Here is a 22,475-nt window from a genome sequence, read left to right as displayed (position 1 = left end):
CAATACGACGCTTCGGAGCGGTGGATGAGTGGTTTAAGTCGCACGCCTGGAAAGCGTGTGTGGGTTAATAGCCCACCGCGGGTTCGAATCCCGCCTGCTCCGCCAAAACAAAAAAGCCTGCACAATGTGCAGGCTTTTTTTCGTCTGTTTGTTCATCCATCAGCCAGAAAGCTTTGGATGAAAGAGCCCCCGACTCGCGGGGGCTGCCAGATCAGCGAACCACGGCGAGTTGCGAACGCTCACCACCTTTGTAGGTGTACAAGGTCAAAGCGCCATTCTTGATGTCGCCTTTTTCGTCAAACGCGATGTTGCCAGTCACGCCTTTGTAGTTGATGGCCTTCAAAGCAGGCAGGTACTTGGCTGGATCAGCAGAACCTGCTGTGACCATGGCGGTGGCCATGACTTTGACAGCGTCATAAACGTAAGGTGCGTACACCTGAACATCAGCGTTGTACTTGGCTTTGAAGTCAGCACGGAACTTGTCCATGCCGGCTTTTTGCTCGCCTTCAACACCACCGGCTTCAGCACAGAAGACCGAATCGTCTTTCATGGCGTCGCCAGCCAGTTTGGCCAACTCGGAAGTGCAGATGCCATCGCCGCCCAAGAATTTGGCTTCAATGCCCAGAGATTTCATCTGGCGCAGCATCGGGCCAGCCACAGCGTCCATGCCGCCGAAGAACACGACGTCAGGCTTCTTGGCCTTCAATGTGGTCAGGATGGAGTTGAAGTCAGAGGCTTTGTCGGTGGTGAATTCGTGACCGACGATGGTGCCGCCAGCAGCGGTCGCACCCTTCTTGAATTCTTCAGCCACGCCTTGGCCGTAAGCTGTACGGTCATCGATCACAGCGATGTTTTTGCCCTTGAGGGTTTCCACAGCGTACTTGCCGAGGGTGCCGCCCAAATGCACGTCGTCAGCCACCACGCGGAACGCGCCTGTGTAACCTTGACGGGTGTACTTGGGGTTGGTAGCGGATGGGGAGATCTGTGGAATACCTGCTGTGTTGTAGATCTGCGAAGCAGGAATGGTGGTGCCTGAATTCAAGTGACCGATCACGCCGTTGACTTTGGCGTCGACCAGTTTCTGGGCAGCAGCAGTGCCTTGCTTTGGATCGGCGGCATCGTCTTCAGCCAACAACTCAAACTTGACAGCCTTGTCACCGATTTTCAGGCCAGCAGCATTGAGTTCTTCGATGGCCATACGGGCACCGTTTTCGTTGTCTTTGCCCAAGTGAGCAATGGCACCGCTGACAGGACCCACGTGACCAATCTTGATCACTGTGGCGTCAGATGCCGCATCTTTTTTGCCGCAAGCAGCCAACACGACTGCAGCAACGGCCACAGAAACCAGGGTCAAAGAACGCACACCAGAAAATTTCATAGAAACTCCGAAAAATAATTTGCTTCAATTAAGCAAGACGTAAAGATACTGCAAAAACAACCGTTTGGGGATTAGGGAAAACCAAAATTATCTTAGGAACAGGGGGGATATTGAGCATTGCAGTCCCCGTCAAGTTTGAAACGACTGGCCCATGCCTGACGCAAGCTGCGGTGCACCAATTCGGCAATCAAACGCTCTAATTCAGGGCGCAAAGACTGCACCAACTCATCACCCAAAGCCATAAAAGTGATTTGTTCCAACTCACGGGCATCGAGCGCAGCACGCAAAGCATCTGTGATTTGAGAATCAGGAATAACCGTACTCAAAACAGGTACGACCGAAGGTGTCTTATCAGACAAATACTCGATTTCAGGCGCTGTCATGGTGGAGAAACTTTGGACAAATCATGTTGCAGCAAATCGTAGCCTTGGGCCGTGTAATGACGCCAGCGCTGGCGAGCGGTCATGCGACCATGGTCATCTGTTGCCACGATTTCAATCAGGCGTTCGAATTTCTCAAATCCTTGGGGTACGTCATCACCCAGATTCACCAAGACATCGAGCCCGACCAATTGCGCTGGGTCGGCATGCAGCCGGATAGGTGACGCTGTCTGCACGTCTTGGGTATCGGCCGATATGCTGTGCGGCAAAAAGTCGAGCTCCGAAAATACCCACAAGGCAGTGTCCAACTGTCGCAAGGCCACATCGGAGCCCACCACGCCCACACGCAAGTTGCGACCGTGCGCTTTTCGCAAGAGTCGGCAAACATATTGCAAGCGTTCTGGCGCGTTGAAGTGAAATTCAATCCGGGTCATCACCACCCCTTCAACGGCGACGAACTGGAGGTGCCTTCACCAATTTACTGCCGGCTTGCGCCAACAAATAATGCAACAGCAAGCCCACTGGGCGGCCAGTAGCGCCCTTGGCGGCACCACTTCGCCAAGCGGTGCCAGCAATGTCCAAATGCGCCCACGGATAACGCGATGAAAAGCGCTGCAGAAACTTGGCTGCCGTCACGGCACCTGCCTGACGGCCTGCCACGTTGGCTACGTCTGCATAGCGTGACTTCAAGCCTTCGGCGTAGTCGTCGTCCAAAGGCATCCGCCAGCAAGCATCGCCCGACTCATTACCCGCCAACTGGAGAGAATGCGCCAACGCGTCGTCGGCAGAGAAAAGGCCCGAGCGAACAGCACCCAGTGCAATAACGCACGCCCCGGTCAAGGTCGCGATGTCGATCACGGCCTGCGGTTTGAAACGCTCGGCATAGGTCAATGCATCGCACAAGACCAAGCGCCCTTCAGCGTCGGTGTTCAGAATTTCAATGGTCTGGCCGCTCATGCTGGTGACCACATCACCGGGCTTGACCGCCAGGCCATCGGGCATGTTTTCGGTGGCCGGGATCAGCCCCACCACGTTGATCGCGGGCTTGAGTTCGCCCAAGGCTTTGAACACCCCCAACACACTGGCCGCACCGCACATGTCGTATTTCATCTCGTCCATTTCGGCGGCCGGCTTGATGGAAATACCGCCGGTGTCGAACGTGATGCCCTTGCCCACCAACACCACAGGGGCTTGGGCAGCAGCAGCGCCGTTGTAGCGCATCACAATGAAGCGCAACGGCTCTGCAGCACCACGGGCGACCGCCAAAAAAGCACCCATGCCCAGTTTGGTGACTTCTTTGGGTCCCAGCACTTCGCATTTGAACGCGGCACCTTTGGCAATCGACTTGGCCGCGTCCGCCAGCATGACGGGGGTGCAATGGTTAGCGGGACGATTGGCCCACTCTTTGGCCACCTCAACGCCGGCCACCAGCGCTTGCGCCTGGGTCAGTGCGACTCGCAACTCGGCGCCAATTTGGCCTGCACTCACTACAACCTGTTTCAGGGTTCGAGGCTTGGGTTTGCTCAGTGTGCTGGTGTAGCTGTAACTGGCATCGGCCAACGCAGTAACGGCCGTTTGCAAAGCGGTCGCCGACAACTCAGCCGCAGCATGGATCCCGATGCGTTTAATCTTGGCAGACTTGAGGGTATTCCAGGCCGCCGTCAGGGCACCGCGCACATGCACTGAAGTGCCGTCAACAGTGCAAGCAATCACAAGATGACGTGCCTTGATGCCCGGGTGTGCGTACAAAGACAACACGGCACCGGGCTTGTGCTCAAAATCGCCATGTTGGATGGCCGCCCTGACCAAAGAGGCAATCGGGTCTTGACCCGAGACGACGTCTTTGTCATCCGAGGGCCACAAAACAAGCAAGGCGTCCAGATCGTCACGAATCACACTGGACAGAGCGCGCTTTTGGATTTCGAAGTTCATAATTCAGCTTTTCCTTCGCACCGATGTTATTCCATTCTTCTTTACGCAAAGACCTTGCCCGCAACTTCGGGGCCACGCTGGTGGTTTTGGTCACCATTGTGATCACCATCATCCTGATCCGGACACTTGGCCAGGCCAGTCGGGGCAGCGTCAACCCGTCCGAAGTCTTGCTGGTCATGGGTTTCAGTGTGCTGAGCCAGCTCACGACGATCATCACCCTAAGCCTGTTCATCGCCGTGGTGGCCACCCTCTCGCGCATGTACAGCGACAGTGAAATGGTGATTTGGTTTTCGAGCGGGCAGGGTCTGGGCCATTTTGTCCGTCCACTTTTTGGTTTCGCCTGGCCTGTGCTCCTCATCGTGAGCCTGCTGGCCTTTTTTGCCTGGCCCTGGAGCAACCAGCAAATCCAGGACTTAAAGCAGCGCTTTGAAAAACGCAACGACATTGAACGCGTGGCACCTGGGCAATTTCAGGAATCAGCAGGCGGGCAACGTGTGTTCTTTATCGACAAAGACACGCCAGACAACCGTTTTGGTCGTCATGTTTTCATCTCAAGCCAGAACGGAGAGATTGAAAGCGTGACCACAGCTCAACAAGGGCAAGTCGAGCTGACGGGCAATGACCGCTTCCTGATCCTCGACAAAGGCCAACAGTGGCTGACTAACCGGTCGACTGGCGAGACAAGGTTGACCCAGTTTGAGCACTATGAACTGCTGATCGACGACGAGGTCAATCTACCCTCTCTGGGCATCAACAGCCGGCACACTGCTACCTGGGACTTGTTGAAACAACCCCACCGGGAAAACCTTGCCGAACTGTCCTGGCGAGTGGGACTGGGGCTGGCCGGGATCAATTTGTTGCTGATCGCCTTGGCTGTGTCGGCCGTCAACCCGCGTGCTGGACGCAGTTACCACCTTGGGTTGGCCTTGTTTGTCTTCATTACCTACTACAACATGCTGAACGTGGGCCAAAGCTGGATCAGTACCGGACGCTTTGCATTTTTGCCTTTCATGGTGATGTTGCATGGCGGCGTCTTTTTGATCGCCATTCTCTGGCTGTCGATTCGCCATTACAACTGGTCCTGGCGCTTCCTTTTGAATGCCGGTGCAACCCACAACAAAGGCCATGCATGAAAACCGTTCGCAGTTTGCTGCATGGCGAAATCATCCGGGCCGTGAGCTTTGTACTGGTCTGTTTTTTGGCCTTGTTCCTGTTCTTTGACCTGGTCGACGAGCTGCAGAATCTGACCCGTCTGGCCAGCCAGGGGTACAAACTTCACCACGCTCTCTTGTATGTGGCCCTCAAAACGCCCACGCACATCTACGAACTGCTACCGATATCGGTCTTGATCGGCTGCATCTTTGTCATGGCGAGGCTGGCGCAAAGTTCTGAATTCACCATATTGCGCACAGGCGGCCTGGCCCCCCTGAAAGCCCTGAGCTCACTGATGCAACTGGGGCTTATTTTTGTGGTGATGGCTTTTTTGATTGGTGATTACGCCGCCCCTTGGGCCGACCGACAGGGCGTGCAGATCAAAGCAAAATTTCAGGGTAACCTGACGGTGGGTCAGACTGGCGCATGGTTGAAAGAGCGCCAGGGAGATCGACATTTTGCCGTCAACGTGCGCAGCTTTGATGGCATCAGCCACATGCAAAACGTGCGGATTCATGAGTTCACCGAAGCGGGACTTCTGCTGGCGATCACCACAGCCCCGCATGCCGAGATTGAGCAAGGTGTATGGCAACTGCAGCAAGCTGAAGAAAAGTCCATTCAGACAACTGCTTCGTCGAAAACACTTCAATTCAGGGCCCTAGAACACGCCAAACTGGCCTGGCCCACAGAGATCAGCGCCGACATGGTGGCCGCAGCCGTGCTCAGTCCGGACCGCATGAAAACATGGGAACTGTTCAATTACATGCGGCACTTGTCCAGCAACAACCAAAACGCCCAGCGCTACGAAATTGAGTTCTGGCGCAAGGTTTTTTACCCTCTGAGCTGCTTGGTCATGCTGGTCATGGCCCTGCCCTTCGCCTATTTGCACTTCCGGTCGGGTCAGATCGCTGGATACGTCTTTGGCGGGGTTCTGGCAGGTATCAGTTTTTCCCTCTTGAACAATTTGTTCAGCTTCGCTGGCAACTTGCAAAACTGGCAACCTTGGCTCACGGCTGCGGCCCCGGCGTTGATTTACAGCGCAATTTCCTTGTTGGGTTTTTGGTGGATGGTGTTACGACAATGACAACTGATTTGAATCCTCACACGGGTGTGATTTTGTTTGCCCACGGTTCTCGCGATCCGCTTTGGCGCCTGCCCATAGACGCTGTCGCCCAGCAAATGCGCTTGCGGTGGCCGGGTTTGATGGTGGAATGTGCATTTCTGGAACTGACCACCCCAGACTTGTCCACCACAGTCGAGTCCTTGATGATGAAAGGCAAAACACATTTGCGCATCGTGCCCATGTTTCTTGGCGTAGGCCGGCATGCCCGTGAAGACCTGCCCAAACTGGTGGCCGACTTGATCGAGGCTTATCCGCAGGTACAGTTTGAACTGGTGCCCTCTGTCGGCGAACACCCGGCCATGACATCGCTGATGGCTGAAATTGCGGCCAAGCAAATCACATCAGCATAGACCCAATAAAGCATAATGATGCAAGTCAATATGGCATTTAACGTATGAACCTGCACCAATTTCGCTTTGTCCAAGAGGCTGCGCGCCGCAACCTGAACTTGACCGAAACAGCCAAGGCCCTGCACACCTCGCAGCCCGGGGTGTCCAAAGCCATCATTGAGCTGGAAGAAGAACTGGGCATCGAAATCTTTGCGCGCCACGGAAAACGCCTCAAACGCATCACGGAACCAGGCCAGCACGTGCTGCAAAGCATCGAAATCATTCTGCGTGAAGTGGGCAACCTGCGCAAAATCGGTGACCAATACAGTGCTCAGGACAACGGCACTCTGTCGATCGCAACCACCCACACCCAAGCCCGTTACGTGCTGCCACTGCCGGTGGCCAAGTTGCGAGAAAAATACCCCAAGGTCAACATCAGCCTGCACCAAGGCGCGCCCGATCAGGTAGCCAAAATGCTGCTCGACGACACGGCCGAGATTGGCATTGCCACCGAATCCCTCGCGGCTTACGAAGAACTGGTCACCCTGCCCTGTTACGAGTGGCAACACGTGCTGGTCTTGCCGCTGGACCATCCACTGGCACAAAGAGAGCACTTGTCGCTGGAAGACATTGCCAGTGAGCCCATCATCACCTATCACCCTTCGTTCACAGGGCGTGGCCGCATTGACCAAGCTTTTGCTGCTAAAAAACTGCACCCCCGAATTGCGCTCGAAGCCATCGACTCGGACGTGATCAAAACCTATGTCAGGCTGGGCTTGGGCATCGGCATCGTGGCTGAAATGGCCGTCAAAGACGACCCGGTAAAAGATCTGGCAATTCGACCACTGGGCGCACTGCTGGGCATGAACGTGGCCCGAGTGGCCTTCAAGCGCGGCGCATATTTGCGCCAATTTGTCTATCACTTCGCCGAATTGCTGAGCGACCGCCTGACCGCACCGTTGATCGCCAAAGCCATGAATGGGCACGTCAACGATTACGAACTTTGAGCCCTGAACTTTGAACACCATGCACGCACGCACCCCCAGTCTCACCTCCAAAGCGCCCCACATGGGCACCACCATTTTTACGGTCATGTCGGCGCTTGCCGCCGAAAAAAATGCCGTCAACCTCGGCCAAGGTTTTCCGGATTTCCCCTGCGATCCCAAACTGCTCGATTTGGTGAACGACGCCATGCGAGAAGGCCTGAACCAATACCCGCCGATGACGGGTGTGGCCCCACTGCGAGAAGCGGTGTCTCGCAAAATCGAAACGCTGTATGGCCGTCATTACGACCCCGCCAGCGAGATCACGGTGACAGCGGGCGCCACCCAAGCCATTCTGACGATCATTTTGGCCATCGTGCACGCAGGAGACGAAGTCATCGTGCTAGAGCCCTGCTACGACAGCTATGTGCCCAACATCGAACTGGCGGGTGGCGTGGTTGTGCGTGTGCCGCTCACACCGGGCACCTTTCGGCCCGACTTTGACAAAATTCGCGCCGCAATCACGCCCAAAACCCGCGCCATCCTGATCAATTCGCCACACAACCCCAGCGGCATGATCTGGTCCAAGCAAGAGATGCTCTCGCTGCAAGAGATCCTAGCCCCCACCGACATCGTGCTCATCAGCGACGAGGTCTACGAGCACATGGTCTACGCGCCCAACCAGCACTGGAGCGCCGCGCATTTTGACGGCCTGGCCGCCCGTGCCTTCATCGTGTCGAGCTTTGGCAAGACTTATCACGTCACAGGCTGGAAAGTGGGCACTGTGGCCGCGCCTGCGGCCTACACTGCCGAATTTCGCAAGGTCCACCAGTTCAACGTGTTCACGGTCAACACCCCGATGCAGCATGCCCTGGCCCGTTACATGGCCGACCCTGCCCCCTATGTGGAACTGCCTGCGTTTTACCAGCGCAAGCGCGATCTGTTTCGGCAAGGCTTGGCGCAGACCCAGTTCAAGCTGCTGCCCGGCGAGGGAACCTACTTTCAGTGTGTGGACATTTCTGACCTGAAAGTCCCCGAGAAAAACCTGAGCGAAGCCGATTTTTGCAAATGGTTGACCACAGACATCGGCGTGGCCGCCATCCCGCTCTCGGCCTTTTATGGCCAAGGCTTTGACCAAAAAGTCATCCGATTTTGCTTTGCCAAAAAAGACGCCACCTTGCTGACAGCGCTGGAAAAACTCAAAGGGCTTTGAGGCCGAATTGACTGAGCGGACCACGGCCCTCACTGCCCTCACGGGCCTCACGGGCCTCACGGGCCTCACGGGCCGAATGATCCAAGTGGGCCGGAGCCCTTGTACAAGGGCCTTTGTGCAGGCAGGGTTCAGCCCCCGGCAAGCCCTACAAGGTGGTTGCTGGCTCAGTCGTCTTCAGCAGCGCTGATGCCGGGAAACAGCACTTCGGTGAAGCCAAAACGCGTGAAGTCGCGCATCCGCATCGGGTACAGCTTGCCCACCAAATGGTCGCATTCGTGTTGCACCACGCGGGCGTGAAAACCCTCCACCGTGCGGTCGATCGGCTGGCCCATTTCATCGAACCCGGTGTAATGGAGGTGCGACCAACGCGGAACCACGCCGCGCAAACCCGGCACCGACAAACAACCCTCCCAATCTTCCTCTTCTGCCTCGCTTAAAGGCGTGATCACAGGGTTGATGAGCACCGTAGGCGGCACTTGAGGGCGGTCAGGGTAGCGCGGATTGAGCGCCGTACCGCCAAAAATCACCAACTGCAAGTTCACCCCGATTTGCGGAGCGGCCAGACCTGCACCGTTGACCGCAATCATGGTTTCGCGCATGTCGGCGATCAAGTCATGCAACTGTGGCGTGTCAAAAACCTGCACAGCTTCAGCCATGCGCAGCAGACGGGCATCGCCCATTTTGAGGATGTCTCGAACGGTCATGGTTTTTCTCCGGCCAGGAGCACCGCCAGGCCAACATCGTCCAACACGGGAACACCCAGCGCCTGCGCCTTGTCGAGCTTGCTGCCCGCTTCGGCACCCGCCACCACGTAGTGGGTTTTTTTGCTGACCGAACCGGCCACTTTGGCCCCCAGGGCTTCGAGTTTTTCTTTGGCCTCGTCGCGGCCCATGCTTTGCAATGTGCCCGTCAAAACCACCGTGATACCGGCCAAGGGCATTTCGGTCGGTGCCAAGGCATCGCCTTCCGCCCAGGTGATGCCTGCATCGCGCAGGGCTTGGACCACCTCGCGGTTGTGCGGCTGGTCAAAAAAAGTGCGAATGCTGTGCGCGACAACAGGGCCGACATCGGGCACTTGCAGCAAGGCGTCTTCGCTGGCGGCCATCACAGCGTCCAGCTGGCCGAAATGCCGGGCCAACTCTTTGGCAGTGGCCTCGCCCACATGGCGAATACCCAGGCTGAACAAAAAGCGGCCCAAGGTGGTCTGCTTCGATTTTTCCAGCGCCTCGAGCAAGTTGACGGCCGACTTTTCGGCCATGCGGTCCATATTGGCCAGCGAATCGAGCTTGAGGTGGTAAAGGTCGGCCAGCGTTTTGACCTGGCCCGAATCCACCAATTGGTCGACCAACTTGTCGCCCAGGCCGTCCACATCCATGGCGCGGCGGTGGGCAAAGTGCCAGATCGCCTGTTTGCGTTGGGCGCTGCAAAACAGCCCGCCCGTGCAGCGGTGGTCGGCTTCGCCGTCTTCGCGTTCGGCCAAACTGCCGCACACCGGGCAGTGACTCACCATGGTGAATTGCGGCGCATCGGGCGGGCGACGCTCCAGCACCACCGACACCACCTCAGGAATCACATCACCTGCTCGACGCACGATCACCGTGTCTCCCACACGCACGTCTTTGCGGCGGGCCTCCAGTTCGTTATGCAGCGTGGCGTTGGTCACGGTCACGCCCCCTACAAACACCGGCGCCAGCTTGGCCACGGGTGTGAGCTTGCCAGTGCGTCCGACCTGCACATCGATGGCCAGCACCGTGGTCATTTCTTCTTGTGCCGGGTATTTGTGCGCGACGGCCCAACGTGGCTCGCGGGTCACAAAGCCCAAGCGGGCTTGCAGCGCCAGCTCGTTGACTTTGTAGACCACGCCGTCGATGTCATAAGGCAAAGCATCTCGCTCGGCGGCTATGCGCTGGTGAAACGCCACCAGACCTTGGGCGCCTTGCACGCAGGCGGTTTGCTCGGCCACCGGAAAGCCCCAGGCCTTGAGCTGCTGGAGCATGTCGTAATGGGTGGTCCATTGCGGCCCGCCTTCGGTCACAGGCGTGATGTCGCCAAGGCCATAGGCAAAAAAGCTCAAAGGCCGTTCGGCCGCGATGCCCGAATCGAGCTGGCGCACCGCACCTGCGGCTGCATTGCGCGGGTTGACAAAGGTTTTTTCGCCCTTGGTGCCCGCGGCGATGCGTTCACGTTGGCGTGCGTTCAAGGCTTCAAAATCGTCCCGCCGCATGTACACCTCGCCGCGCACTTCCAGCACGGCAGGCGCACCGATCGGCAAACGCAATGGAATCTGCCCAATGGTGCGGATGTTGGCGGTGACCTCTTCGCCGGTTTCGCCGTCGCCCCGTGTGGCCGCTTGCACCAACACTCGGTTTTCGTAGCGCAAGCTCATGGCCAGACCGTCAAATTTCAACTCACCCACATAGGCCACGGCCGGGTCGGCCTCGGTCAGGGCCAACTCTTTGCGGATGCGTGTGTCAAAGGCCTCAGCCCCGCTGGCCTCGGTGTCGGTTTCGGTGCGGATGCTGAGCATAGGCACGCGGTGCGTGACCTGCGCAAAGGCATCCAGAATGGGGCCGCCCACACGTTGGGTGGGCGAATCGGGCGTCAGCAGCTCGGGATGGGCCGACTCAAGCGCCTGCAGTTCGCGGAACAACCTGTCGTATTCGGCATCGGGGATTTCAGGCGCATCGAGCGTGTAGTAAGCGTGTGCGTGGTGGTGCAATGTCGCCCGGAACTGCGCTGCGCTTTCGGCTGGCGGCAAAGACTGGGTGGTCCGTGCCACTTTGGCAGGTTCGCTCAATGGCAGTCCGCCAAACAAGTCCGGATGGGACATGGTGAGTGCTGCCCGAATCAGGAGAAAAGACGACGCGCTTGCGGGGTGCCCGCTGACAGCTCACGCGAGTCCAGCGCGTCATACAGCTGATGCAGGTCGTTGGCGATTTGGTCCAGCACGTCTTCGCCCAACATCTGACCGTTGCCGTCCGTGACCACACCGTCCATGTGTTCGGCCAACAAGCGAGCGACTTCGCGCAAGCGACCAAAGGGCTGGTCTTCACGGGCAATTTGCGGCACATCCAGGCTGAGCGAAAACTCGCGAATGGCCGACAAAGCCGGGTCATCGGCCATAGCGGCCTGCGTATCAAATGTCAAAGACAAAATGGGCGGCAAACCGGCCACGGTGGCAGGCAGCACCATGCGGCCGGGAATCACCCCCGCCACAAAACCCAAACGCGCGGCATGTTGCTGGATATAACCAGGGCTCCAGGCCGATGCACGCGCGCACAGTGTGAAGCTCAGCTGGGCATCGTGCGCGCTGGCAAATTGGTCCAATTCACGCGCACGGGCCACCTCTTCGAGCATGTCGCTGAAGTTGGCGGCACCGCCCACGGCATCGGCAAAGGCCTGGGTTTTGACGACAAATTCAGAAAACTCGATGTTGTTCAGCGCCCCCACACGGTTGGCCAACTGCACACCGGCCTGAAAAGCAGAATACCGACGCCCCGCCACCAAGGCCTCCCATTCACCGCTCAAATCGCTGCAGCCTTCTACATGGAACGGCTTGGTCCCCACGCGACGCGTCACGGGCAAAGCGGCCAAAGCGGCGTCACCCGACACGGGGTGATCCACCTCGATGGTCGCAATGACATCGATCAAGGCATCCAGCTGGGGTTTGCGTTCAGGCTGAGGCAAGCTGGAAAAGTCGTCGGTCAAGATCGGCTCTGTCTGCGCAGACGCCTGGGGCAAGGTGTCTGGCGTGCTGGCCACAGGCTCGATCTGGGGATCGGCTTGCCGGGGCTCATTTTTGCGCGATGTCCAATAGTTGTAGACCACCACCGCCGCCAAGGTCAACGCACCGATACCAGCCAAACTCAATTGCAACGAACTCATTGAAGCCAACATAAATTAAAAACCTCAGGCCACGTCGGCCATAGACACTGCGGATTCCATGTCCACAGCCACGATGCGTGACACGCCCTGCTCTTGCATGGTCACGCCAATCAATTGTTCGGCCATTTCCATGGCGATCTTGTTGTGGCTGATGAACAGGAACTGGGTCTCTTTGCCCATGCCCTTGACCAGTTTGGCGTAGCGTTCGGTGTTGGCGTCGTCCAGCGGCGCATCCACCTCGTCCAGCAAGCAAAACGGTGCGGGGTTGAGCTGAAAAATCGCAAACACCAGCGCGATGGCCGTGAGGGCTTTTTCGCCACCCGACAGCAAATGGATCGTCTGGTTTTTCTTGCCCGGCGGCTGCGCCAGCACCTGCACACCCGCATCCAGAATTTCGTCACCGGTCATCACCAACCGGGCATTACCACCGCCAAACAGCTCGGGGAACATGCGGCTGAAGTGCTCGTTGACGATCTTGAAAGTCCCGCCCAGCAGCTCACGCGTCTCGCCGTCGATCTTTTTGATCGCGTCTTCCAGCGTGTTCATGGCGTCGGTCAGGTCGGCGCACTGCGAGTCAAGGAACACCTTGCGCTCACGTGAAGTGGTCAGCTCTTCCAGCGCGGCCAGGTTGACCGGCCCCAAAGCGGTGATTTCGCGGTGAATGCGGTCGATCTCGCCTTGCAGGCCCGTGACACGCACTTGGCCCACTTCGATGGACTGCGCAACGGCCTCCAGATCGGCTTTTGCATCGGCCAACAGCTGGGTGTATTGCTCCAAGCCCAGACGGGCGGCTTGTTCCTTGAGCTGCAAGTCGGTGATGCGCTGACGCAGCGGGTCCAATTCGCGTTCAAAGCCAACACGGCGTTCGTCGCTGGCACGCAATTTGGCCGTGAGGTCGTCATAGGCGCTGCGACAGGCACCCAAGGCTTGTTCGCGCGCCAGCTTGACGGCCAGCACATTTTGCAAACCAGCTTGGGCTGCGGCATCGGTCAGCCGACCGAGTTCATCGCGGGCACGCTGCATTTCGGCATCGATGTTGCTGACTTGCTGCTGTGCGGTCTCAATGGTGCGGTTGAGTTCCGCGCGGCGGGCGTCTAGGCTGCGCTGCGAAAATTGCGCCTCTTGAGCTCGGCGCTCTAGGCTGCGTTGTTGTTCGCGGCATTCAGCCAGCTTGCGCTCGGACTCAATGACCCGCTCGTCCAGCTGGGCGTGGCGCTCTTGCGTGTCGGCCAGCTGCATGTCCAGCTCTTCAAAGCGGGCTTCGGCTGTGACGCGGCGCTCTTGCAGCTCGTCCAGCAAGGCCTCGACTTCGGCCAAATCGTTGCTGATCTGCTCGCTGCGAGCACGGGTTTGCGCCACCAACTGTGACAAGCGCAGGGTTTCAACTTGCAATTCGTGCGTGCGTGACTGGCTATCGCTGGCTTCACGGCGCACCGTGATCAGGCGCTGCGAGGCGTCTGCATAGGCCGCTTCGGCCCGCACCAAAGCACTGCGGCTTTCTTCGGAAATCAGGGTCTGGGCACGCAGCTGCTTTTCGAGGTTGTCGATCTCTTGGGCGCGGCCAAGCATTCCGGCTTGCTCGGAGTCCTGGGCGTAAAACACCACGCTGTTCAGGTCGACCGCGTGGCCAGCCTGCACCAACAAGGTTTCACCGGGTTTGAGCTGGCTGCGCCAGGCCAGGGCATCTTCGATGCTGGGGGCCGTCAGGCAGCCTTGCAACCAGTCGGTCAGCAAGGCTGACAAGCCGGCATCGGGCACGCGCAGGTAATCGGCCAAAGGGCGACAACCACTGGGCAAACCGCCGCGCTGCGTGGCCACTGAAGCCAAAGGCGGGCTGAAAAACGACAGTTTGGCGGGCGGCGCATCGCCCGCAAACGAGCGCACCATGTCCAGGCGTGAAACTTCGAGCGCCGACAGACGTTCGCGCAGACACGACTCCAGGGCGTTTTCCCAGCCGGGCTCTATTTGGATACGGCTCCACAGGCCTTCCAGTCCGTCCATGCCGTGCTTGGCCAGCCAGGGTTTGAGTTTGCCGTCTGTGCGCACTTTTTCCTGCAAGGCCTTGAGCGCCTCGATGCGCGCGCTCAGGTCTGACAGCTTCGACGATTCCTGGTTGACTGCGGTTTGTCGGGTGCGACGGTCTTCGTCCAGCGCGGGTACTTTTTCTTGCAACTCATGCAAACGGGCTTCTGATTCAGCCGCCAAGGCCTCAGCCTCGGCCAGTTGTGCTTGCAAGTTGTTCAGTCGGGCCTCGTCGGGGGCGGCCAGGGCGTTGCGGTCGGTCAGCAGGCGTTCGCGGCGTTGGTCGAGCTGGCGCGCTTGTTCTTCGACGTTGCGCTGGTCTGCGGCCAGCACGCCAATTTGCTGCTGCACCTGCACCACGCTGGCGCGTTGGGCGTTGGCATCGTTTTGCGCTTTGCGCAAGGCTTCCTCCAGATCGGGCAAGGCCGTGGCTTGGTCTTCGACCTGCGCGGCCAGCGTCATGCTCTGGTCTTCAGCCATGGCCGCTTGTTCGGACAAGGTTTCCAGCTCGATTTGAGCATCTTGGCTGCGGGTGCCCCACTGGGCGGTTTGCTCTACCAACTGCTGCAGACGCTGCTCGGCGCGTTGCCGGCCTTCGACCACAAAGCGGATTTCGGCTTCCAGACGGCCCACTTCGGCGCTGGCCTCGTACAAAGCGCCCTGCGCTTGATTGACTTGGTCGCCTGCAGCGTAATGGGCCTGACGGATGGTCTCCAGATCGGCTTCGACATGGCGCAGATCGGCCATGCGCGACTCCAAAGCATTGACGGCCTGGTCCACATCGGACTTCATGCGACCTTGGTCCGCCTCGGCATCGCGGCGCTTCAAGAACCACAGCTGGTGCTGTTTCAGGGTGCTGTCAGCCTGCAAATTGTTGTAGCGGTGGGCCACTTCGGCCTGTTTTTCGAGCTTTTCCAGGTTGGCGTTCAGCTCGCGCAGGATGTCATCGACCCGGGTCAGGTTCTCGCGGGTGTCTGACAGGCGGTTTTCGGTCTCGCGGCGGCGCTCTTTGTATTTAGAGACGCCTGCGGCCTCTTCGAGGAACAAACGCAGCTCTTCGGGGCGCGACTCGATGATGCGGCTGATGGTGCCTTGGCCGATGATGGCGTAGGCGCGTGGCCCCAAGCCCGTGCCCAAGAACACGTCCTGCACGTCGCGGCGGCGCACCGGTTGGTTGTTGATGTAATAGCTGGAATTGCCGTCACGCGTCAGCACGCGCTTGACCGCGATCTCGGCAAACTGGCCCCATTGGCCACCGGCGCGGTGATCTTCGTTGCTGAACACCAGCTCGACGCTGGCGCGGCTGGCAGGTTTGCGGGTGGTGGTGCCGTTAAAAATCACATCCTGCATGGACTCGCCACGCAACTCGGACGCTTTGGACTCGCCCAGCACCCAACGCACGGCGTCCATGATGTTGGATTTGCCACACCCGTTAGGGCCAACCACGCCGACCAGCTGCCCAGGCAGCAAGAAGTTAGTCGGCTCAGCGAACGATTTGAAGCCCGAAAGCTTGATGGAGTTGAGGCGCACGGCGATATCGAATCGGTTAGTCGGGCCAGCCAGAAGAGCCAGCACAGATCAAAGGGGCAATGTTACCCGAGGGGAATGCCTAAATCCTGCCCCAAGAGGCGGCGCAACGGGATTCACTCAAGACGAATTCCGCCTTGATGAAGTAAGTCAGACCTGTTTCACGCCGATTGCGGCCACTTCATCCCGGATAATCGGGGGATGAATCCCCTTCTTTCCAAGCTGCAGCCCTACCCTTTTGAACGGCTCAAACAGCTGTTCGCCAGCGTCACACCCAACCCCGCCTTGAAGCCCATCAGCCTGGGCATCGGCGAGCCCAAGCACGCGACACCGGCCTTTATTCAAGAAGCGCTCAAGGCCTCGGTCACCAACGGCTTGTCGGCCTACCCGGCCACAGCGGGCGAGCCTGCACTGCGCAAGGCCTGTTCTGCCTGGCTGCAAACCCGCTACCAGCTGGCGCTGGACCCGGCCACGCAGGTGCTGCCGGTCAACGGCTCGCGCGAAGCCCTGTTTGCCCTCACGCAAACCGTGATCGACCCGACCCGCTCGGGTGCCACCGTGGTCAGCCCCAACCCGTTCTATCAAATCTACGAAGGCGCGGCCTTGTTGTCGGGGGCCGAGACCTATTACGTGCCCAGTGACCCGGCACGCAATTTCGGCAACGACTGGGACAGCGTGCCCGCCGCTGTATGGGCCCGCACCCAACTGTTGTTTGTCTGCTCGCCAGGCAACCCCACGGGCGCGGTGATGCCGCTGGCCGAATGGGCCAAACTGTTCGCCCTGTCCGACCAGCACGGTTTCGTGATCGCCTCGGACGAGTGCTACAGCGAGATTTACTTCCGCGAAGAAGCGCCTTTGGGTGGCCTCGAAGCCGCCCACCAGCTGGGCCGCACCGACTTCAAGCGCCTGATCGCCTTCACCAGCCTCAGCAAACGCAGCAATGTGCCCGGCCTGCGCAGCGGCTTTGTGGCCGGTGACGCGGCCATCATCAAGCAGTTCCTGCTCTACCGCACCTACCACGGCAGCGCCATGAGCCCGGTGGTGCAAGCGGCCAGTGTGGCCGCCTGGGGCGACGAAAGCCATGTGGTGGACAACCGCAACCAATACCGCACCAAGTTCGCCCAGGTCACGCCCGTTCTGGCCGAGGTCTTGGACGTCAAGCTGCCCGACGCCAGTTTTTACCTGTGGGCCGGTGTGCCTGCGGGCTGGCATGGCGACGACGCCGCGTTTGCCAAAGCACTGTACGAAGCCGAAAGCGTCACGGTACTGCCCGGCAGCTATTTGGCACGCGACTTCAACGGCAGCAACCCCGGCCGAGGCCGCATCCGCATGGCCCTGGTGGCCGAAACCGCCGAGTGTTTGGAAGCGGCAGAGCGCATTGCCCGATTTGTGCGCGCCCACCCCAGCAAGGTCTGAGCCATGAACACAAACACCTGTCACGACACCCTGCGCCTGGCCGAACAGCTGATCTCCAAACCTTCCGTCACCCCCCATGACGCGGGTTGCATGGACCTGATTGCCGAGGCATTGACCCCCCTTGGCTTTGTCTGCGAATACATGGACTCAGGCCCCGACACTTTCAGGGTGCGAAACCTGTGGGCCAAACGCGCCGGTAAAAGCGGCCAAGTCTTGGCGTTTGCCGGACACACCGACGTGGTGCCCACAGGGCCACTCGCACAATGGCAAAGCGACCCCTTCACCCCCACGCACAAAGACGGCAAGCTGTTTGGCCGCGGCGCGAGCGACATGAAAACCTCGCTGGCCGCCATGGTCGTGGCTGTGCAGGAATTTCTGGCGAGCCATCCAGACCCTGAACTGGGCATCGCCTTTTTGCTGACCAGCGACGAAGAAGGTCCAGCCCTTGACGGCACGGTGGTGGTCTGCAAGCAGCTGGTGAACCGGGGCGAAGCACCGCAGTTCTGCATCGTGGGCGAGCCCACCTCGGTGCAGCAGACGGGCGACATGATCAAGAACGGCCGACGTGGCACCCTGAGCGGCAAGCTCACCGTGAAAGGCGTGCAAGGGCACATCGCCTACCCGCACTTGGCCGACAACCCGATCCACCGCCTGGCCCCGGCACTGGCCGACTTGGTGGCCATCCGTTGGGACGAAGGCAACGCCTTCTTCCCGCCCACAAGCTGGCAGGTGAGCAATATCCACGCGGGCACCGGCGCGAGCAATGTGATTCCGGGCGACTGCGTGGTGGATTTCAACTTCCGCTTTTGCACCGAATCCACGCCCGAAAGCCTGCAACAGCGCCTGAGGGCTGTGCTCGACCAGCACGGCCTGCAGTACGAACTGACATGGACCATCGGCGGCCTGCCCTTTTTGACCACGCCCGGTAATTTGGTCGCCGCTGTGCAAAAAGCCATTACCGACGAAACGGGTCTCACCACCCAACTGTCGACCACGGGCGGCACCAGCGACGGGCGCTTCATCGCCCAGATCTGCCCGCAGGTGATCGAGTTCGGCCCACCCAACGCCACCATCCACAAGGTCAACGAGCATGTGGCGCTGGCCGACATCGCGCCGCTCAAGGCGATTTATCGGCGGACTCTGGAACAACTCAACCAGAGCTTGTCGGCATGAGCGCGATGACCCTTGCTGGGCTGATCGAGGCATCGGCCGAACGGTTGAGCCAAGCCAATGTGGCCTTTGGCCACGGCACCCAGAGCGCCTTCGACGAAGCCGTTTGGCTGGTGCTTTGGCGGCTGGGCCTGCCGCTGGACATCGACCTGGACGAAGTGGCGAATCAAGCCATCACATCCGAACAACAGGCGGCCTGCACTGCGTTGATTGAACAGCGCATTGCCACGCGCAAGCCTGCCGCTTATCTGACGCGCGAAGCCTGGTTGCAAGGCGTGTCGTTTTACATCGACGAACGCGCCATCGTGCCGCGCAGCCTGATCGCCGAAGTTCTGGCCGACGGCACCATCGACGCCTGGCTGAGCGACCAAACCACACAGGTGCTGGACCTGTGCACCGGCAATGGCAGCTTGGCCGTGTTGGCTGCGCTGGCCTGGCCCGAGGTACAAGTCACCGGTGCCGATATTTCTGACGATGCCCTGGCCGTAGCGGCCATCAACACCGAGCGTCACGCGCTGCAAGAGCGCGTGACACTGGTGCACAGCGATGGTCTGGCGGCCTTGCCTGGGCCATTCGACCTGATTTTGTGCAACCCGCCATATGTCTGCCAAGCCAGCATGGACGCCTTGCCCGCCGAATACCGCGCAGAGCCTGAACTGGCTTTGGCAGGCGGGGCCGACGGCATGGACTTTGTGCGCCAACTCTTGCAAGACGCCCCGTCGCGCATGAGCGAACAAGCGGTACTGGTGCTGGAAATCGGCAACGAGCGTGCGCACTTTGAAGCGGCATTCCCTGACCTGGAAGTGGCCTGGCTGGACACCAGCTCCGGTGAAGACCAGGTGCTGCTCATCACCCGTGCCGCCTTGCTCGCGTCGCCACTGGCATGAGCCCCACCAAGCGTTTCAAGTGGGTGCGTGTCGAGCACCCAGCGCAGTGGGATGCATTCGTGGCATTGATGCGCGAATACACCCGCACCGACCTGAACAACCCCAGTCTGAGTTCCATCCACGGCGACATGCTGCAGCCCCAAGAGCGGTATTCGGGTGCGCAAGGTCAGGCCTGGCTGATCCAAACGGCGGATCAGCTGCTCGGTTGTGGCGCGTTCACATGCACGCGTGAAGCGGGTCTGGCAGAACTCAAACGCTTGTATGTGCGCCCCGCATTTCGCGGCCTGGGGGCATCGCGGCAGCTCACGCAGCACCTCATGGCGCAAGCGCGCGCAGCAGGCTTTGAGCGCATGGGCCTGAGCACTTGGCGCACGAACACGCTGGCCCTTGGCCTTTACCAGCGCATGGGCTTTACCCCCATGCCAGCTTTCAAAAATCACCCGGACCCTGATCTGGTTTACCTTGGCACGACCTTGACGGCGCAGGACGCGGTCACCCCACACACCCCATGATCAACCTCAAAAACGTCACCCTCCGCCGCGGCACCAAAGTGCTGCTCGACCAAGCCTCGGTCACCCTTAACCCCGGCGAAAAAGTCGGCTTGGTCGGGCGCAATGGCGCAGGCAAATCCACTTTGTTTGCCCTGTTCAACCGAACACTGATTGAAGACGGCGGCGACTTCGAAATCCCCAAAGCCTGGCGCATGGCGCAAGTCGCGCAAAACATGCCCGAGACCGACCAGCCCGCCGCCGATTTTGTGCTGGAAGGCGACACCCGTTTGGCCGAATTGCGCCAACGCCTGGTGTTGGCCGAAGAAAGCGGCGACGGCATGGAGATGGCCCATGTCTACACCGACTTGGCCGATGCGGGCGACCACGACGCCCTGCCCCGCGCCGAAGCGCTGATTTTGGGCTTGGGTTTTCGCGTTGACGAACTCAACAACCCGGTCAACAGTTTTTCGGGCGGCTGGCGCATGCGATTGCAACTGGCACGAGCGCTGATGTGCCCGTCCGACATCCTGATCCTGGACGAACCCACCAACCACCTGGATTTGGATGCCTTGGTCTGGCTGGAAGCCTGGCTGCAACGCTACGCGGGCACCATGATCGTGATCAGCCACGACCGGGAATTTCTGGACGCGGTGACCGATGTCACTTTGCACATCGACCACGCCAAACTGACGCGCTACGGCGGCAATTACAGTGCGTTTGAAATCTTGCGCTCGCAACAAATGGAGCTGCAACAAGCTTCTTTTTCCAAGCAGCAAGACAAGATCGCTCACCTGCAAAAATTCATCAACCGCTTCAAGGCCCAGGCCAGCAAGGCCAAGCAGGCGCAGAGCCGGGTCAAGGCTCTGGAACGCATGGAAAAAGTGGCCCCACTGCTGGCCGATGCCGAATTCACCTTCGGCTTCAAGGAACCCAACAACTTGCCCAACCCGATGCTGGCCATCAGCGAGGCGAACTTTGGCTACATCGTGGACGACGAACCCAAAGCCATCTTGCAAGGCGTCAGCAAATCGGTCTTGGCCGGACAGCGCATCGGCATTCTGGGTGCCAACGGTCAGGGCAAATCGACCTTGGTCAAAACCATTGCCCGCACCATGCCGCTACTGGGTGGCACGCTGACCGAAGGCAAAGGCCTGAACATCGGCTACTTTGCACAACAAGAGCTGGACGTGTTGCACCCGCAAGACACACCGCTGGAGCACATGATCCGGCTGGCCAAAGAACTGGGCCCCAACAGCGGCGAACCCAGCCGCGAGCAAGACCTGCGCAACTACCTAGGCACTTTCAACTTCTCAGGTGACATGGTCAAACAGGCTGTAGGCACCATGAGCGGTGGCGAAAAAGCCCGCCTGGTGCTGGCCATGATCGTGTGGCAGCGCCCCAACCTATTGCTGCTGGACGAGCCCACCAACCACCTGGACTTGGCCACGCGTGAGGCCCTGTCGATGGCACTCAACGAATTTGAAGGCACCGTCATGCTGGTCAGCCACGACCGGGCCTTGCTGCGCGCCGTATGTGACGAGTTCTGGATGGTGGGCCGGGGCAAGGTCGAGCCGTTTGACGGCGATCTGGACGACTACCAGCGTTACCTGTTGGAAGAGTCCAAGCGCTTGCGTGAAGTGGCCAAAAATGCCGCACGCGACTCAACGGGCTCGGTGGCAGTGCCCGCTGCTGAGTCAACACCCCTCATCACGATGGCCGCCGCACCGGTGCCTATGACCGCACCCGCAAGCAACTCCGGCATCAGCAGTGCGGAGCAACGCAAAGTCGATGCCCAAAAACGCCAGCAACTGGCCGCTCAAACCCGCCCCCTGAAACGCGAATTGGAGCAAAACGAGCAACGCATGGCCAGCATCGAAGCAGAGAAAACACAACTCGAACAACAACTGAGTGCGCCGTTGCTGCCCACAGAAATTGCCGAGGCCGGTCGCCGCCTGAAAGCCTTGTCGGATGAAGTCGCCGCTCTGGAAGAGCGCTGGCTCGAACTGACGAATTTGCTAGAAGAAACGGCCTGAGCCGATTCAACGCACAAAAAAGGGGCCCATGAAAATGGGCCCCTTTTTAAAGCGCGTGAATCACTGGACTTCGGCCACCTCTGTCGGCCGCACACTCAGGTTTATTCGCCCACCACGGACCAGCCTGCGTGCTGATTGGCTTTGTTGTTTTCGTATTCCCACGCTGTGCCGCAGCGATCGCAACGGTACGCGGTGATGGTCGCTTGACCCGACTCGCGCTGCTCCTTGCGGTTGGCACCTTGCACCAACTCGGCATGGCCAGGCGCACGCCGCCAATGGCGCTGGATGCCCGAGCAAGGCTCGCACAACGCCTTCTTGTTCAATGCATTCTGGCTGTTCAATTCGCTGGTCATGGAAGCTCTTTCAATGGGGATCCGGGTACACAATGCGTGCGCCCATGAAAAAAGCACTTTGTACCGAGATACAAAGTGCTTTTTAGTTTTTTTGGTGGGACCAGCGGGGGTCGAACCCACGACAAACGGATTAAAAGTCCGCTGCTCTACCAACTGAGCTATGGTCCCTTTGCTTAGGTGTTGTGCACTGTAGCAAGACTC

19 protein-coding genes and 2 tRNA genes are annotated in these 22,475 nt (G+C 59.3%); 11 read left to right on the top strand and 10 right to left on the bottom strand.

Going from position 1 to position 22,475, the window contains the following annotated elements; genetic code table 11:
- The first annotated feature begins 14 nt into the window (after positions 1-14).
- Positions 15-105 (top strand) — tRNA-Ser (locus BN3544_RS03475).
- A 106-nt stretch (positions 106-211) separates the two neighbouring features.
- Here BN3544_RS03475 and BN3544_RS03470 read toward each other — a convergent pair.
- The 4 genes from BN3544_RS03470 to BN3544_RS03455 form a co-directional block, all read right to left on the bottom strand.
- Positions 212-1,378: a branched-chain amino acid ABC transporter substrate-binding protein gene (locus BN3544_RS03470; RefSeq protein ID WP_019428785.1), complete on the bottom strand. Its 1,167-nt coding sequence runs from the start codon at positions 1,376-1,378 to the stop codon at positions 212-214.
- 92 nt (positions 1,379-1,470) lie between these two features.
- Entirely contained in the window at positions 1,471-1,761 is a 291-nt protein-coding gene (locus BN3544_RS03465) for a hypothetical protein (RefSeq protein ID WP_019428784.1), read from the bottom strand.
- Positions 1,758-2,192 (bottom strand): DNA polymerase III subunit chi, encoded by a 435-nt coding sequence (locus tag BN3544_RS03460; RefSeq protein ID WP_019428783.1) that lies wholly within the window; start codon positions 2,190-2,192, stop codon positions 1,758-1,760. Before BN3544_RS03460 ends, BN3544_RS03465 begins: the two co-directional genes overlap by 4 nt.
- A 10-nt stretch (positions 2,193-2,202) precedes the next feature.
- Positions 2,203-3,690: a leucyl aminopeptidase gene (locus BN3544_RS03455; RefSeq protein WP_019428782.1), complete on the bottom strand. Its 1,488-nt coding sequence runs from the start codon at positions 3,688-3,690 to the stop codon at positions 2,203-2,205.
- 23 nt (positions 3,691-3,713) lie between these two features.
- Between BN3544_RS03455 and lptF the strand changes: the two genes are divergently transcribed.
- Genes lptF through BN3544_RS03430 form a run of 5 tightly spaced genes read left to right on the top strand, consistent with a single transcriptional unit; the run spans position 3,714 to position 8,490 of the window.
- Positions 3,714-4,823, top strand: coding sequence for an LPS export ABC transporter permease LptF (gene lptF, locus BN3544_RS03450; RefSeq protein ID WP_019428781.1), 1,110 nt, complete (start codon positions 3,714-3,716; stop codon positions 4,821-4,823).
- Entirely contained in the window at positions 4,820-5,926 is a 1,107-nt protein-coding gene (gene lptG, locus BN3544_RS03445) for an LPS export ABC transporter permease LptG (RefSeq protein ID WP_019428780.1), read from the top strand. The genes lptF and lptG overlap by 4 nt, the downstream gene beginning before the upstream one ends.
- Positions 5,923-6,315 (top strand): sirohydrochlorin chelatase, encoded by a 393-nt coding sequence (locus BN3544_RS03440; protein ID WP_019428779.1) that lies wholly within the window; start codon positions 5,923-5,925, stop codon positions 6,313-6,315. The genes lptG and BN3544_RS03440 overlap by 4 nt, the downstream gene beginning before the upstream one ends.
- 44 nt (positions 6,316-6,359) lie before the next feature.
- Entirely contained in the window at positions 6,360-7,301 is a 942-nt protein-coding gene (locus BN3544_RS03435) for a CysB family HTH-type transcriptional regulator (protein ID WP_019428778.1), read from the top strand.
- A 19-nt stretch (positions 7,302-7,320) separates the two neighbouring features.
- The gene (locus BN3544_RS03430) at positions 7,321-8,490 is read left to right on the top strand and encodes a pyridoxal phosphate-dependent aminotransferase (RefSeq protein ID WP_019428777.1); all 1,170 of its coding nucleotides are present in this window, start codon (positions 7,321-7,323) and stop codon (positions 8,488-8,490) included.
- 164 nt (positions 8,491-8,654) lie between these two features.
- Here BN3544_RS03430 and def read toward each other — a convergent pair whose 3' ends face one another.
- From def to smc, 4 genes are read right to left on the bottom strand one after another with little or no spacing between them, the layout of a single operon-like run.
- Positions 8,655-9,194: a peptide deformylase gene (def, locus tag BN3544_RS03425; RefSeq protein ID WP_019428776.1), complete on the bottom strand. Its 540-nt coding sequence runs from the start codon at positions 9,192-9,194 to the stop codon at positions 8,655-8,657.
- Positions 9,191-11,320: an NAD-dependent DNA ligase LigA gene (gene ligA, locus BN3544_RS03420; protein WP_019428775.1), complete on the bottom strand. Its 2,130-nt coding sequence runs from the start codon at positions 11,318-11,320 to the stop codon at positions 9,191-9,193. The genes def and ligA overlap by 4 nt, the downstream gene beginning before the upstream one ends.
- A 17-nt stretch (positions 11,321-11,337) precedes the next feature.
- On the bottom strand, positions 11,338-12,375 hold the full coding sequence (locus BN3544_RS03415) for a cell division protein ZipA C-terminal FtsZ-binding domain-containing protein (RefSeq protein ID WP_019428774.1): 1,038 nt from the start codon (positions 12,373-12,375) through the stop codon (positions 11,338-11,340).
- Between the two features lie 24 nt (positions 12,376-12,399).
- Positions 12,400-15,927, bottom strand: a complete 3,528-nt coding sequence (gene smc, locus BN3544_RS03410) for a chromosome segregation protein SMC (RefSeq protein WP_019428773.1) — start codon at positions 15,925-15,927, stop codon at positions 12,400-12,402.
- Positions 15,928-16,125: 198 nt separating this feature from the next.
- Between smc and dapC the strand changes: the two genes are divergently transcribed.
- From dapC to BN3544_RS03385, 5 genes are read left to right on the top strand one after another with little or no spacing between them, the layout of a single operon-like run.
- Positions 16,126-17,340, top strand: a complete 1,215-nt coding sequence (gene dapC, locus BN3544_RS03405; protein ID WP_019428772.1) for a succinyldiaminopimelate transaminase — start codon at positions 16,126-16,128, stop codon at positions 17,338-17,340.
- A gap of 3 nt (positions 17,341-17,343) precedes the next feature.
- Entirely contained in the window at positions 17,344-18,513 is a 1,170-nt protein-coding gene (dapE, locus tag BN3544_RS03400; RefSeq protein ID WP_019428771.1) for a succinyl-diaminopimelate desuccinylase, read from the top strand.
- Positions 18,510-19,397, top strand: a complete 888-nt coding sequence (prmB, locus tag BN3544_RS03395) for a 50S ribosomal protein L3 N(5)-glutamine methyltransferase (RefSeq protein WP_019428770.1) — start codon at positions 18,510-18,512, stop codon at positions 19,395-19,397. Before dapE ends, prmB begins: the two co-directional genes overlap by 4 nt.
- The gene (locus BN3544_RS03390) at positions 19,394-19,909 is read left to right on the top strand and encodes a GNAT family N-acetyltransferase (RefSeq protein WP_019428769.1); all 516 of its coding nucleotides are present in this window, start codon (positions 19,394-19,396) and stop codon (positions 19,907-19,909) included. Before prmB ends, BN3544_RS03390 begins: the two co-directional genes overlap by 4 nt.
- A complete protein-coding gene (locus tag BN3544_RS03385) occupies positions 19,906-21,921 on the top strand; it encodes an ATP-binding cassette domain-containing protein (protein ID WP_019428768.1) in 2,016 nt (671 codons plus the stop codon). Before BN3544_RS03390 ends, BN3544_RS03385 begins: the two co-directional genes overlap by 4 nt.
- 101 nt (positions 21,922-22,022) lie before the next feature.
- Here BN3544_RS03385 and BN3544_RS03380 read toward each other — a convergent pair whose 3' ends face one another.
- A complete protein-coding gene (locus BN3544_RS03380) occupies positions 22,023-22,274 on the bottom strand; it encodes a hypothetical protein (protein WP_019428767.1) in 252 nt (83 codons plus the stop codon).
- Positions 22,275-22,366: 92 nt separating this feature from the next.
- Positions 22,367-22,442, bottom strand: a tRNA-Lys gene (locus BN3544_RS03375).
- Between the last annotated feature and the right edge of the window lie 33 nt (positions 22,443-22,475).

Source organism: Limnohabitans sp. Rim47, from assembly GCF_001517545.1.
Taxonomy (GTDB): domain Bacteria; phylum Pseudomonadota; class Gammaproteobacteria; order Burkholderiales; family Burkholderiaceae_C; genus Limnohabitans_A.
Note: the sequence above shows the minus strand (reverse complement) of the source record. Positions and strands in the feature narration are given on the sequence as shown.

Coding starts and splice junctions, on each gene's coding strand:
- BN3544_RS03470 (WP_019428785.1), bottom strand. CDS start 1,378: ATGAAATTTTCTGGTGTGCGTTCTTTGACCCTGGTTTCTGTGGCCGTT.
- BN3544_RS03465 (WP_019428784.1), bottom strand. CDS start 1,761: ATGACAGCGCCTGAAATCGAGTATTTGTCTGATAAGACACCTTCGGTC.
- BN3544_RS03460 (WP_019428783.1), bottom strand. CDS start 2,192: ATGACCCGGATTGAATTTCACTTCAACGCGCCAGAACGCTTGCAATAT.
- BN3544_RS03455 (WP_019428782.1), bottom strand. CDS start 3,690: ATGAACTTCGAAATCCAAAAGCGCGCTCTGTCCAGTGTGATTCGTGAC.
- lptF (WP_019428781.1), top strand. CDS start 3,714: ATGTTATTCCATTCTTCTTTACGCAAAGACCTTGCCCGCAACTTCGGG.
- lptG (WP_019428780.1), top strand. CDS start 4,820: ATGAAAACCGTTCGCAGTTTGCTGCATGGCGAAATCATCCGGGCCGTG.
- BN3544_RS03440 (WP_019428779.1), top strand. CDS start 5,923: ATGACAACTGATTTGAATCCTCACACGGGTGTGATTTTGTTTGCCCAC.
- BN3544_RS03435 (WP_019428778.1), top strand. CDS start 6,360: ATGAACCTGCACCAATTTCGCTTTGTCCAAGAGGCTGCGCGCCGCAAC.
- BN3544_RS03430 (WP_019428777.1), top strand. CDS start 7,321: ATGCACGCACGCACCCCCAGTCTCACCTCCAAAGCGCCCCACATGGGC.
- def (WP_019428776.1), bottom strand. CDS start 9,194: ATGACCGTTCGAGACATCCTCAAAATGGGCGATGCCCGTCTGCTGCGC.
- ligA (WP_019428775.1), bottom strand. CDS start 11,320: ATGTCCCATCCGGACTTGTTTGGCGGACTGCCATTGAGCGAACCTGCC.
- BN3544_RS03415 (WP_019428774.1), bottom strand. CDS start 12,375: ATGAGTTCGTTGCAATTGAGTTTGGCTGGTATCGGTGCGTTGACCTTG.
- dapC (WP_019428772.1), top strand. CDS start 16,126: ATGAATCCCCTTCTTTCCAAGCTGCAGCCCTACCCTTTTGAACGGCTC.
- dapE (WP_019428771.1), top strand. CDS start 17,344: ATGAACACAAACACCTGTCACGACACCCTGCGCCTGGCCGAACAGCTG.
- prmB (WP_019428770.1), top strand. CDS start 18,510: ATGAGCGCGATGACCCTTGCTGGGCTGATCGAGGCATCGGCCGAACGG.
- BN3544_RS03390 (WP_019428769.1), top strand. CDS start 19,394: ATGAGCCCCACCAAGCGTTTCAAGTGGGTGCGTGTCGAGCACCCAGCG.
- BN3544_RS03385 (WP_019428768.1), top strand. CDS start 19,906: ATGATCAACCTCAAAAACGTCACCCTCCGCCGCGGCACCAAAGTGCTG.
- BN3544_RS03380 (WP_019428767.1), bottom strand. CDS start 22,274: ATGACCAGCGAATTGAACAGCCAGAATGCATTGAACAAGAAGGCGTTG.